We start from the raw sequence: 12,424 nt of genomic DNA, 5'->3' as shown, positions 1-12,424 counted from the left end.
GGCAGTAGATCCGGTGCTCGAAATTGCACCGGCTACGCTTATATCACAGCCCCGCGCCTACCGACAGGGACCGTCGGTAGGCGCGGGGGGGTACGCCGCCGGTCCAGCGTTTGAAGGCGGTGGTGAAGTTGCCGGCTTCTGAATAGCCGAGCATATCGGCAATCTCCGCGATGGACATCTGCGGGTTGCGCAGTTGCTCCCGTGCCTGCTGAAAGCGTACATCCTGCTGCAAGTCGGTGAAGCTTGTGCCGGTTTCCTCAAGGCGTCGGCGCAGGGTGCGTGCCGATACGCTCATCTGCCGGGCGATTGATTCGATATCCTGCAAGTACCCCGGGCGCTGGAACAGTTCGCTCCGCACCCGAGCCACAATGTCCCGGCTGTTGGCCAGTTCCGCAAGCTGCCTCTCGCACTCGCGGACACAGACTTCGAAGGCCGCCGCGTTGCGGTAAGGGTTGGGGCGGTCCAGTTGTTGCGCGGAAAAGGCAACACTGTTGCTTGCAGCGTTGAACTCAACAGGGCAGGAAAAAAACGCCTCATACGCGCCGGCGTGGCCGTTGTCGCCGTGCTCCAGCGTGACTTTCAGAATTGCCGGCGATTGCTCCAGCGCTATGCTGCGTGCCCCCAGGGTGGAAGAGGCGAGATCGCGGTCGGCAAAAAAAGCTTTCAGCACAGGGTCGAGGTTGAGGCCTGTGGCGGTGAACTGCAGAATGCCGATACCGTCCTTTTCAATGAAATGCAGGGTCTGAAGCGTGTAGGTGAGCCGATCGAAGCGGTCGGCGATGCGCAGGCTGGTGCGGATGTCCGGCGCGGCCATCATGGCGTACCCGAACATGCCGTAGGCCTGGGGAGGGAAGAGGGCAGACACCTTCAGTCCCAGCAGCGGATCGTCCATGACCTGTATCAGCCGGCGATAGAATTTGAGCTGCAGGTGCATGTTGAAGGCCGCGTTTTCCCGAACAAGATCCAGTGGGAACTCCTGCCAAAGACTGTCGGCTGCGGATAGGCCCAGTGTCGGCAGGAGCTCGCGCACGATGCGGATGCCGTTGATGTGGTGGTCGGTCGCGTACATGGCCCATTATACCCATTAGGAACCCAGTAAAACTGGGAAATCTGGGATTCTAGATGCGCTGTGGCCGATATTCAAAAGTTATTGTCCTCTCGCCACATGGCAAAATCGCCCGCAACGGGTAAAGTCCCCAACAGTTTGCACCGGTCTGTGTGACTGGGCCGAATACAGAAAAGCCGTCTGGGAGAACATGCCATGAACATGAGTGTTGCACGGGAACATTTTGAACCCGCAGGTGCCTGGGCCGCGCAAGGCCGTCAGCCCCGCATTGCCATCATCGGTGCGGGATTCTCCGGGATCGGTGCCCTCATTAAGTTGCGCAAACAGGGTTACACGGATCTGACCTGTTTCGAAAAAGCGGAGAAAATAGGCGGCACCTGGCGGGACAACCACTACCCGGGCCTGTCCTGCGATGTGCCTTCCCACTTTTACTCGTATTCCTTCGAGCCCAACCCTGACTGGACACACCGCTTCTCCTACGGGCCGGAGATCTGGGCCTATATGAACAAGGTGGCCGACAAGTACGAGGTGAAGCGGGATATTCACCTCAACTGCGGAGTGACAGACCTGAAATACCTTGGCCCGCAATGGCAGCTGACTACTGAGCACGGCGATGTGGAAATATTCGATCTGGTGATTGCGGCCACCGGCGTGCTGGTGAATCCCGCTTACCCGGCAATCAAGGGCCTGTACAGTTTCGCAGGCCTGCAGTGGCACTCTGCCCGCTGGCGCGATGATGTGTCCCTGCAAGGTAAACGTGTGGGTATTATCGGTACGGGGTCAACCGCTTGCCAGATTGTCGGGGCAATTGCCGGGGAGGTGGCGCACCTCGATGTGTTCCAGCGCACGCCACACTGGTTAAACGCCATGCCGCAGAAGAAGTATTCTGCCACCTGGCGTTTCATGTTGCGGTGGGTCCCGGGCCTGCAACTGGCGATCCGAAACTTCATGCGCTGGTTGATGGAATACACGTTTGCCAGAGCAACCCTGGGTGATGAAAAGCAACAGCAGCGGGTTCAGGATGCCTGTGAGGCGTTTCTGCAGGAACAGGTTCCCGATCCTGAACTGCGGGCCAGGTTAACGCCCGACTACAAGGCGACCTGCAAGCGCATGATCATGTGTTCCGATTATTACCCCGCGTTGCAGCAGGACAACGTGGCGCTGATAACCGACCGGATTGCTGAAATCGTACCTGAGGGTGTCAAAACCGCAGACGACAAGGTCCATGAGCTGGATGTCCTGCTGCTGGCGACCGGTTTCAAGGTTTCTGATTTCATTCTGCCGACGCGCGTCACCGGGGAGAATGGCCTGGAGCTGGCGGAGTTCTGGCGCGATGCGCCGCGGGCACATCGTGCACTGACGTTTCCCGGCTTCCCGAATTTCTTCATGCTCGAAGGGCCCACCGGGGTGTTCGGCAACACCTCACTGATCGATATTTCCGAGCACCAGATTGCCTGTGTCATCGCCATCATCGACAGGATGAAGCAGGAGGGCGTGGCAGTGGTTGCACCCAAACAGGAAGCCTACGAGGCCTACAACCGCGCAATGTCCAGGGATATCGGCAAGTCCACCTGGGCCACCGGCGGTTGCGACAGCTGGTATCTGGATGCAACGGGCACGCCCAACATCTATCCCTGGCTGCCGCAACGGTATCGTGAAGATATGCTGAACCCGGATTTCAGCGAGTACCGTTTCGAACAGCTGCCGGTTGCTGTGTCATAGCAGCACATTCTTGAGGGCGACCCGCTGCGGGCATTTGTCATTCCGGCAGGTCGGGTACCCAGGCCACTCCGTTGATGTGCCCGCCGCCATCGACGTACAGGGTGTTGCCGGTCAGGTAACGAGCGTCCTCGCTGGCCAGGAAGGCGGCAACGCCGGCAATGTCCCGCTCCGGGTCGCCCATGCGCCCCATCGGGTTCGCTGCCTGCGTGGCGGCGGCGAGTTCCGGCTGGGCCTCCTCGAAGCGGCGGAAAGCAGAGGAAATCGCTGCCGGGCAGATCACGTTGCAGCAAATGCCGTAGGGTGCCCATTCCCGGGCTGCGGAACGGGTGAGGCTGCGCAGGGCTTCCTTGCTGATGTTGTAGCTGGCGGTGCCCATGTGGGCGTTAACACCGTTGAGTGAACAGATGTTGATGATCCGCCCCCAGCCGCGCTCGCGCATGTGCGGATAGGCGGCGAGCATGGACCATTTGCCGGCCCAGAAATTCATCCGCAGGTTCTGCTCAAAGTCCTCGTCGGACTTGTTTTCCAGGCGCTCGGGGGGCTGACCCCGGTAGGCATTGTTGATCAGGATGTCCACACTACCCCAGTGTGCCAGGCAGTGGCCTACCATGCCTTCCACGTCCTCGCGCCGGGTGACATCAACATGCTGATACTCAGCGCGGCCACCGGCGTCGCGAATGGCCGCGGCGACGGCTTCGCCTTGCTTGTCATCTATATCGGTAACGAGAACTACAGCACCTTCGCTGGCCAGTCGTTTGGCCATGGCGCGACCGATGCCGTCGCTCGCGCCGGTGACGATGGCGCTGCGCCCCGCAAGCAGATTATCCCTCATTATCCTTCCTCCCGTTCTGCGTGATTGCTGTCGTTGGGTAGAGCTGGTGCGCGCGCCGCGTCAGTGAAAGCTGGACACGTGCTCATCCACCACAAACATGCGGGTATAGCGACGATCCAGAAAGTTTTCCTCGTCTTCTGCAATGCGCGCTCCGACCTCAGGCCTGGCGTGCAGGGCCATCGCCGCGTCATAGGCCGCACGATCCGGGAACCAGATCTCGGTGACCACATCGAAATCGCGTTCTGCCGCCCCCTCGCTGATAAAGGCACCCTCGGGGTCGATGAAATTGCGGCGATACCCGCAGATCTGTGGCAGCAGGCTGCGGATCAGGGGAACGTGATGCTTTTCGTAGTAGTCGATGAACGCCGTCCTCGAAAGGCCGGGTTTGCATTTGAGCAGAGCTATGGTTTTGAACAAGGCCGATGAACTCCATGTCTTATTGTGGTTGTGATGCCCCTGCGCCTGTTGATGCCGGCGGGAGCCTCCAGATCACCGCGGAACCGTCACGGCTTGGCTCACGTCCGCAGAGATGGCTAGCATGGTACCACCCGCAAGGGCTTCGTGATGCGCCGCGATGCGTGGTAAGTCAGGGGGTGTTGCCATCAGCCCCGGTGTTCCCGCATCGGGTGACTTCTGCCGTGCCGTGCGCTGAGCATGGCAAACTGGGGGAACTCTGGTAGCATCCGGCCCGGTCGAGTCCATTCAGGAGCATTTGATCTCGCAATGTCAGAGCACCTGCCCAGCCGGTTTGTTCGCACGCTGTTGCGTCTGGTAGAGGAGCACGGTCACGATCCAGCGGCGGTACTGGCCGCTGCGGAACTGGACTTCAACCCACTGCAGGAAGGAGCGCCGGGTTACCGCGAACAGGTCTCCGCAATGGAGTACTCACGCGTCTATCAGCAGGCCCTGCGGCTGCTGCAGGATTCCACGTTTGGTGTGGTGCGCAGCGGCTTCACCGGGCCGGGCGCATTCCGCATGATGTGTTTCTGTATTGTGTCCTGCCGTGACCTGGGCGGGGCGATACTGCGCGCTGCGGAATTCTATCGGACCTTCTTTGACGAGCAGAGCCAGTTGTACGCCAATTTCAGCGAGGATACCGCGCGGGTCGGCTATCTGCATGACGGTCCTCTGGCCTGGCCTACGGTGGGCGCTGCGGATGTATACGGCTTGTCACTTTGGCACCGTTTCTTCGGTTGGCTCTGCGGCCGTCCCCTGCCTCTGCAGCGCGTGGACTTTCGTGCCAGCGCGCCACCCAACCCGGAGAAATACGCGGACCTGTTTCAGTGCCCGCTGACCTTCGGTCAACCCAGGGACCTGTTGTACTTCGATGCGAGCTGCCTTGCGTGGCCGCTAGTGCACAACGAGCACTCGCTACAGGACTTTCTGCGCACGGCTCCCTACCAGTTGCTGCTGATGGATGACCGTGAGAGTAATGGCCGGGTGGCGGCGCAGGTAAGCGCCATGCTCGGCCACGACTTCAGCCAGGGCGTTCCGGCTTTCGAGACCATCAGCCAGGCGCTGGAGATGTCACCCCCCACGTTGCGGCGCAAACTGCGGCGCGAGGGCACCACCTTTCAGGCGCTGAAGGATGCGGCGCGTTGCGAAGCGGCGCGACGGGCACTGGATCGCCCCGACGGTTCTATCGAAGACGTGGCGCTGCGGCTGGGTTTCACTGACCCTTCTGCCTTCCATCGCGCGTTTCGCAAATGGACCGGCCAGACGCCGGGGCAGTACCGCAGCGCACGTCGTCGCAGCCGCTAGCGCACCAGGGCACCGTGGGGCGACTGAGTACCGCAACGGACCGATCTCGGGTAAAATTGCCCCTACTATTTGGAGGTATTTATGTCCGTTGAAGAACAAATCCGTGAGCAGCTGACTGCCGGCCTGGTACCTGTGCACCTGGAAGTGGCAAACGAGAGCCATATGCACAGTGTGCCCCCGAACTCGGAGACGCATTTTCGCGTTGTAGTGGTCAGCGACGCGTTCGCAGGAAAGCGTCAGGTGGCCCGGCACCAGCAGGTGTACGGTCTGCTGGCCGCGCAGCTGGAGGGACCGGTGCACGCACTTGCCCTGCATACCTATTCGCCCGGCGAGTGGCAGGAACGTGAGAACTCGGCGCCGACCTCCCCGGACTGTCTGGGCGGCAGCAAGGCCACGTCGCCGGAGGCGCAGGCATGACCGATATTGTGGTTGCAGCGCTCTACCGTTTCGTGTCCCTCGACGACTACCGCGCACTGCGAGAGCCTTTGCTGGATGTGTGTCTGGAGGCCGGGGTCAAGGGCACGCTGTTGCTCGCCGGTGAGGGCATCAATGGCACCATTGCCGGGCCGCGTGCCGGCATCGACCGCGTGTTGGGCTGGCTGCGCAGTGACGCGAGGCTTGCGTTGCTGGAACACAAGGAATCCATCGATACCGACATGCCGTTCTACCGCATGAAGGTCAAGCTGAAACGCGAAATCGTCACCATGGGCATCGACGGCATCGACCCCAATCGCGTGGTCGGTACCTATGTCGCGCCGCAAGACTGGAACGACCTGGTAAACGATCCCGAGGTATTGTTGCTGGACACACGCAATCGCTATGAGTACGGCATCGGTTCGTTCCGCGGGGCGGTCGACCCGCAAACAACCTCGTTTCGCGAATTCCCCACTTATGTGCGCGAAAATCTCGACCCGTCCCGACACCGCAAGGTTGCCATGTTCTGTACCGGCGGCATTCGTTGCGAGAAGGCGAGTGCTTTCATGCTGCAGGAGGGCTTTGAGGAGGTGTATCACCTGCAGGGTGGCATCCTCAAGTATCTGGAGGAGGTGCCGCAAGAGGAGAGCACGTGGGAGGGCGAATGTTTCGTCTTCGACAACCGCGTAGCGGTTAACCATCAGCTGGAAAAGGGGCAGTACGACCAGTGCCACGGTTGTCGCCACCCTATCACCGAGGCGGACAAGGCCTCGGGACGCTATCAGCCGGGGGTGTGTTGCCCGCAGTGCTTCGATAGCCTCACGGACGACCAGAAGGCCCGTTTCGCCGAGCGCCAGCGCCAGATAGAGTTGGCGGCACAACGGGGCGAGCAGCACGTGGGCGCCGCACCGCCCTTGCGCCAGCGTCGCGCCACCGCTACTGAGTCATGAGGGTATGAGCGCGGCTCGTCGGATATCAGCGAGGTTGTACTCCCGGCGTCAGGACCGTGATGGGCAAAGCGCTGCGCAGTGCCACAATCGGCACGAAACGGCTGTCCTGCTGGCCGTCGCCCGCGGAAATGATGCCGCTGAGTAGTGGCTGTCCGCGCTCGTTGAGCTGAATTACCGCTCCACCCGATGCACCCTTGTGCGCCCGACAGTTGCTGTAGCCCAGCGTCGCACTGCTGCGGGTGATGCGACAGGCCGGATCGTAGCTCAGAACGTTGCCCTGGTCGCCCATGCCGGCGTCGCGCGAATAGCCCGCCATCAGCACGGTGCGTTGCGGATCTGGCGGCCCCGGCTGTAAAGCCAGCGCCGGTATCTCCGCCTGTGGCACGGCGTGTTCCAGACGCAAGAGCGCCCAGTCTGCCGCCATGCTGCCGCCATCGGCGACAGGGCGGGCGCCGATGACCAGCGGCGTGGAAGAGGCCGGCAGCAGCGTGAAGGTGATGGTGCGGGTGAGGTCGCGGTAGCTCTCCAGGCAGTGCCAGGCCGTGACGATCAGCTCAGCCTGCGACTCGCCGGCGGGCGCAATCAGTGTGGCGCTGCAGCGCTCGGTGTGATGCCGGGCGTGGCCCTGTTCGGTTTTCAGGCCCGGTACCGTCAGCTGGCCGATTGCGCGCAACCACAAGGGTGACGCGGCGGACAGGCGCTGGCGCGGGTCTGTGTTTCCGGTTGCCGCAGCTGCGGGCAGTGCCAGCTGCAGGCACAGCAGGCAGGCCGTGGCTTTTTTTCCAGAATGGCTCAATATGTTGGTCAGCCTTCTACGCTGCGTACTTGGTCATCGCGACCGGGGTCAGTAGCATGGTCGGCCAATCCGGCCGGGCAAGCAAGCAGAGGTAGTTATGCAACAGGGTAAAGCGTGTATCGCGGTGGTCACAGGCGCCAGCCGGGGCGCCGGCAAGGGCATCGCCGTGGCGCTCGGCGCCACTGGCGCCACAGTCTACATCACCGGACGCAGCTGGGCGGCCGGTGAGGCTGCGTTGCCCGGTTCGCTCACGGAAACAGCCCAGGCCATTGAAGCGGCCGGCGGCACCGCGGTGCCGGTGCGCTGCGATCACAGTGTGGACGCTGAGGTTGAAGCGCTGTTCGCGCGGGTGAAAGCAGAGCACGGGCGGCTGGATATTCTTGTCAACAACGCCACCAGTCTGCACCCGGCGCTCACACAAACCGGGCCGTTCTGGGAAAAACCCCGAGACCTCACCACGCTGTGGGATGTGGGCATGCGGTCGCACTATACCGCCAGCTGGTATGCGGCACCGCTGTTGCTGGCCAACGGAGAGGGTTTGATTGTCAACACCTCCTCCTTTGGCGGTCGCATTTACATGCACGGCCCCGCCTACGGTGCCGGCAAGGCCGCGATCGACAAGATGGCCCACGATATGGCGGTGGATTTCCGCCCGCACAAGGTCGCGGTTGTTTCATTGTGGATGGGGCTGTTGCTCACTGAGCGCACGCGGCAGGTGTTTGATGCCGAGCCAGACAAATACGCCGATCTCGTGGCCACGGCGGAGCACCCGGAGTTCAGCGGCAGGGTGATTGCAGCCCTGTGGGCCGATCCCGACAGGATGGCGCACACAGGCACCGTCTGTATCGGTGCCGAACTCGGTGAGGCCTACGGCGTAAAGGATATCAACGGTAACCAGCCCCCATCGCACCGGGCATTTTTCGGCCCGCCAACGACCTTTGGCGACGCCGTTGTCGAGTAGGCATACCCTAAATGAAGGATGATGCACCGGCGCCACTGGCGTTTAATGGGCGCCTGCAGCAAAGAATGGCCCAGCCCGGCCTACAATACCAATAACAGGTTCCAAGGAGGTTCCCATGACAACATCATCGGCTGCTGCGCTCTCCGCAGCGGATTCCTACAGTCTGGGTTCAGCCCGCGCTGAGTCACTGCTTGAAGCGGCGCGCGCGCTGGGACCCACGTTGCGTGCGCGCTCCGCCCAGTGTCGTGCGGAACGCAAGGTACCGGCAGAGACCATCGCTGATTTTCACGCAGCAGGCTTTTTCAAGATGTTGCAGCCAGAACAGTGGGGCGGTTACGCGATGGACCCGCAGGTGTTCTACAGTGTGGGGCTGGAAGTGGCGCGGCACTGCATGTCCAGCGCCTGGGTGCTTGGAGTAGTCGCTGTGCACAATTGGCAACTGGCCGTGTTTGATGACCGCGCCGCCGCCGATGTCTGGGGCGAGGATCCCTCGGTGTTGATTTCCTCTTCTTACGCGCCGGTAGGCAAGGTTACGCCAGTGGAAGGCGGCTACCGGCTGAGCGGTCGCTGGAGCTTCTCCTCCGGTAGCGAGCATTGCCAGTGGGCGTTCCTCGGCGCCGTGGTGCCCACCGCGGATGCACCCTTTGACATGATGAACTATCGCACCTTCCTCGTGCCCGCTACCGAATACCGCATCGTGGACAACTGGGACGTGGTTGGCCTGCAGGGCACCGGAAGCCACGATATCGTCGTGGAGGACGCTTTTGTGCCGGAGCATCGCACCCACCGTTCGATCGACGGCTACAAGTGCGACAATCCGGGCAACGCCGTCAACGATGCACCATTGTATCACCTGCCTTTCATGCAGGTGTTTGTGCGCGCCGTGTGCACCGCCAGCCTGGGTGCCCTGCAGGGCGCACTCGACGACTTTGTGGAAGTGGCGAAAACCCGCCGCGTAGGCCCGAATATCATGAGTGCGGACCCCACCGTGCGTCGCCTTGCGGCGGAGGTGAAGGGGTCCATCGAAGAAATGAAGCTGACCATGCTGCGCAACTTTGATGCCATGATGAACTGCACCCGAGCCGGTGAGCCGATTCCGGTGGAGGACCGTGTGCGCTATCGCTACGATTCCGCGGTGGTGGCCGACCGCTGCCTGGAACTGTCCGGGCGCATGCTGAAGGCGGCGGGCAGCGGCGGTATCCGGGTGGGCAGTGACCTGCTGGCCCGTCATCTTGATATACTCGCGAGTCAGGCGCATGTCGCTAACAACTCGCTGCCTTTCGCCGATAACATGGGCGCGGTGTTGTTCGGCGAAGAAAATCGCGATTTCGCGGTCTGATTGGTAACAGGGGTAAACAGCATGGCTAATAAGGGACTATTACCCGAAGGCAATTACGCGGAGTGCGCTAACGGCTACCGCATTCACTACCTCGATGAAGGGCAGGGCGACGTGGTCGTGTTTCTGCACGGCTCCGGCCCGGGCGCGAGTGGCTATAGCAACTTCAAGGGCAACTACCCTGCTCTGGTGGAGGCGGGCTACCGCTGCATCGTACCCGACCACATCGGCTATGGCTTTTCCGACAAGCCTGACGACGTAGACCACACCCTGGACTTCTTTGTCGAGTGCATCAAACAAACGCTGGATAGCGCGGGTGTTGAGCGCTGTACAGTGGTGGGAAATTCACTGGGTGGTGCGGTCGCGTTGGGCATGGCGCTACAGCACCCGGCGTTGGTGGAAAAGCTGATTCTGATGGCCCCCGGTGGCCTGAGTGAACTGCACGAATATCAGCAGATGCCAGGTATGCAAAAGGTGTTCAAGGTCTTTGGTTCAGGTGAGCCGGTTACGCATGAGGTCATGAAAGACCTGTTTGCCACGGGCCTCATGTACGACCCCCGCCACGCGACGGACGAGCTGGTCGAGGAGCGCATGCAGATCATGCAGATCATGAACGGTCATGTTATGGCCAGCATGAAAATTCCTGTACTCACGGCGCGATTGCCGGAAATCCAGTGCCCGGTGCTGGGCTTCTGGGGCATGGATGAGAAAATGATGCCGGAGAACGGCATCCTGGCGATGGCCAAGAATCTGAAACATATGCGCATGATACTGGTCTCGGAGTGCGGCCACTGGGTGATGGTGGAGCACGAGGATCTTTTCAATCGTGAATGTGTGGACTTCCTGCGCCATGGATAAGGCCGGCCGCACAGCTCTGGGCGATGAGCTCTACCGCGCCTTGCGCGAATTCCGCACCGTGGCGCCGCTCACCGAGCGCGCGCCGGATATCACCATTGACGATGCCTATCACATCAGCCTGCACATGCTGAGCCGGCGTGTGGAGCAGGACGGTGAGCGCGTGGTGGGCAAGAAGATCGGTGTTACCTCCAAGCCGGTGCAGGATATGCTGGGCGTTTTCCAGCCGGATTTCGGTTTCCTAACGGATGCCATGGAATACCCGGATGGCGCGGATATTCCTGTGGCGGGCCACCTGATACAGCCGCGCGCCGAGGGCGAGATTGCCTTTCGCCTCAAGCGCGATCTGCAGGGCCCAGGGGTCACCGAGCAGGACGTACTGGACGCGACCGAAGCGATCATGCCCTGTTTCGAGATTGTGGATTCACGTATCCGCAACTGGGAGATCAAGATCCAGGATACGGTGGCGGACAATGCCTCCTGTGGCGTTTACGTGCTGGGCCAGAATGCCGTGGACCCGCGTGACTTTGACCTGCCCAACCTGAAGATGCGCATCTGGAAGAACGGCGAGTTTCACTCCGAGGGCCTGGGCAGTGCGGTGCAGGGCAACCCGCTGACGGCGGTGGCCTGGCTGGCCAATACCCTCGGCGAGTTCGGCATTCCGTTCAAGGCGGGAGAGGTTATTCTGTCGGGCTCACTGGCGCCACTGATCCCGGTAGTGGCGGGCGACAGCATGCGGCTTGAACTTGAGGGAATCGGCGAGTGCAGCTGCCGGTTTGTGTAAGCAACGGATCAACGATGTGGAAAGCGAGCAATGAGTAAAAAAATCAGGGTGGCCATTATTGGCCCGGGAAATATCGGCACCGACCTGTTGATGAAGGCGATGCGTAGTGAGGTTATCGAGCCGGTGTGGATGGTGGGTGTAGACCCGGATTCTCCCGGCCTGGCCCGCGCCCGCGACATGGGTATCAAAACCACCTGCGACGGCGTGGATGGCCTGGTGCCGCACATGCGTGAGGACAACATCCAGATCTGCTTTGATGCCACCAGCGCTTATGTGCATGCGGACAACAGCCGCAAGGTGAATGCCGAGGGTGCCGTGATGGTGGACCTGACCCCGGCGGCCATCGGCCCTTTCTGTGTGCCGCCGGTCAACCTGCAGGACGCCGTGGCCGCGAAGGCGATGAACGTCAATATGGTCACTTGCGGCGGCCAGGCGACCATCCCCATGGTGGCGGCGGTGAGCCGTGTACAGACGGTGACCTACGGCGAGATCGTGGCCACGGTGAGCTCCCGCTCTGTAGGCCCGGGTACGCGCAAGAACATCGACGAATTCACCCGCACCACCGCCAAAGGCGTCGAATTGATTGGCGGTGCCCAGCAGGGCAAGGCGATTATCGTGATCAACCCGGCGGAGCCGCCACTGATCATGCGCGATACCATCCACTGCCTGACGGCAGATGAGCCGGACCAGGAAGCGATTACGCGCTCGGTACACGAGATGGTGGCCGAGGTGCAGAAGTACGTGCCCGGCTATACGCTGAAGAATGGTCCGACCTTCGACGGCAAGCGCGTGAGCATCTACATGGAAGTGGCGGGGCTGGGCGACTTCCTGCCGCGCTACGCTGGCAACCTCGATATCATGACGGCGGCAGGCCTGCGTACAGCGGAAATGTATGCCGAAGAAATCCTGGCCGGGCGCTTTGTGCCGGCAGCGGCCTGAGGAGAGAC

The 12,424-nt window shown here is 61.5% G+C and carries 13 protein-coding genes; 9 read left to right on the top strand and 4 right to left on the bottom strand.

Features of this window, described 5'->3' with window-relative positions:
- Positions 1–43: 43 nt before the first annotated feature.
- Entirely contained in the window at positions 44–1,069 is a 1,026-nt protein-coding gene (locus G533_RS23260) for a helix-turn-helix domain-containing protein (RefSeq protein WP_051229875.1), read from the bottom strand.
- 192 nt (positions 1,070–1,261) lie between these two features.
- Here G533_RS23260 and G533_RS0101900 point away from each other — a divergent pair, with 192 nt between their 5' ends.
- Positions 1,262–2,788: a flavin-containing monooxygenase gene (locus G533_RS0101900; RefSeq protein ID WP_051229874.1), complete on the top strand. Its 1,527-nt coding sequence runs from the start codon at positions 1,262–1,264 to the stop codon at positions 2,786–2,788.
- Between the two features lie 37 nt (positions 2,789–2,825).
- On the opposite strand, the gene G533_RS0101895 is transcribed toward G533_RS0101900, so the two are convergent.
- Positions 2,826–3,620 (bottom strand): SDR family NAD(P)-dependent oxidoreductase, encoded by a 795-nt coding sequence (locus G533_RS0101895; protein WP_027948499.1) that lies wholly within the window; start codon positions 3,618–3,620, stop codon positions 2,826–2,828.
- Positions 3,621–3,680: 60 nt separating this feature from the next.
- A complete protein-coding gene (locus G533_RS0101890; protein ID WP_027948498.1) occupies positions 3,681–4,037 on the bottom strand; it encodes an EthD domain-containing protein in 357 nt (118 codons plus the stop codon).
- A gap of 306 nt (positions 4,038–4,343) precedes the next feature.
- Here G533_RS0101890 and G533_RS0101885 point away from each other — a divergent pair, with 306 nt between their 5' ends.
- From G533_RS0101885 to trhO, 3 genes are all read left to right on the top strand, one after another.
- Positions 4,344–5,381: an AraC family transcriptional regulator gene (locus tag G533_RS0101885; RefSeq protein ID WP_027948497.1), complete on the top strand. Its 1,038-nt coding sequence runs from the start codon at positions 4,344–4,346 to the stop codon at positions 5,379–5,381.
- Between the two features lie 81 nt (positions 5,382–5,462).
- Positions 5,463–5,798 carry a BolA family protein gene (locus G533_RS0101880; protein ID WP_027948496.1) on the top strand — a complete coding sequence of 112 codons (336 nt, stop codon included), beginning with the start codon at positions 5,463–5,465 and terminating at the stop codon, positions 5,796–5,798.
- On the top strand, positions 5,795–6,745 hold the full coding sequence (trhO, locus tag G533_RS0101875; RefSeq protein ID WP_027948495.1) for an oxygen-dependent tRNA uridine(34) hydroxylase TrhO: 951 nt from the start codon (positions 5,795–5,797) through the stop codon (positions 6,743–6,745). Before G533_RS0101880 ends, trhO begins: the two co-directional genes overlap by 4 nt.
- Before the next feature lie 25 nt (positions 6,746–6,770).
- On the opposite strand, the gene G533_RS0101870 is transcribed toward trhO, so the two are convergent.
- Positions 6,771–7,541, bottom strand: coding sequence for a trypsin-like serine peptidase (locus G533_RS0101870; RefSeq protein ID WP_027948494.1), 771 nt, complete (start codon positions 7,539–7,541; stop codon positions 6,771–6,773).
- A 97-nt stretch (positions 7,542–7,638) separates the two neighbouring features.
- On the opposite strand from G533_RS0101870, the gene G533_RS0101865 reads away from it, so the two are divergent.
- The 5 genes from G533_RS0101865 (at position 7,639) to G533_RS0101845 (ending at position 12,416) form a co-directional block, all read left to right on the top strand.
- Entirely contained in the window at positions 7,639–8,502 is an 864-nt protein-coding gene (locus tag G533_RS0101865) for an SDR family NAD(P)-dependent oxidoreductase (protein ID WP_027948493.1), read from the top strand.
- Positions 8,503–8,617: 115 nt separating this feature from the next.
- On the top strand, positions 8,618–9,841 hold the full coding sequence (locus tag G533_RS0101860) for an acyl-CoA dehydrogenase family protein (protein ID WP_084638739.1): 1,224 nt from the start codon (positions 8,618–8,620) through the stop codon (positions 9,839–9,841).
- 21 nt (positions 9,842–9,862) lie between these two features.
- Positions 9,863–10,696, top strand: a complete 834-nt coding sequence (locus G533_RS0101855; RefSeq protein WP_027948491.1) for an alpha/beta fold hydrolase — start codon at positions 9,863–9,865, stop codon at positions 10,694–10,696.
- The gene (locus G533_RS0101850) at positions 10,689–11,477 is read left to right on the top strand and encodes a fumarylacetoacetate hydrolase family protein (RefSeq protein ID WP_027948490.1); all 789 of its coding nucleotides are present in this window, start codon (positions 10,689–10,691) and stop codon (positions 11,475–11,477) included. The genes G533_RS0101855 and G533_RS0101850 overlap by 8 nt, the downstream gene beginning before the upstream one ends.
- 30 nt (positions 11,478–11,507) lie before the next feature.
- Positions 11,508–12,416, top strand: a complete 909-nt coding sequence (locus tag G533_RS0101845; protein ID WP_027948489.1) for an acetaldehyde dehydrogenase (acetylating) — start codon at positions 11,508–11,510, stop codon at positions 12,414–12,416.
- Positions 12,417–12,424 lie beyond the last annotated feature (8 nt).

This window comes from Haliea salexigens DSM 19537, from assembly GCF_000423125.1.
GTDB lineage: Bacteria > Pseudomonadota > Gammaproteobacteria > Pseudomonadales > Halieaceae > Haliea > Haliea salexigens.
The sequence above is the reverse complement of the archived record's forward strand: the minus strand, read 5'-3'. Positions and strand labels throughout refer to the sequence as shown.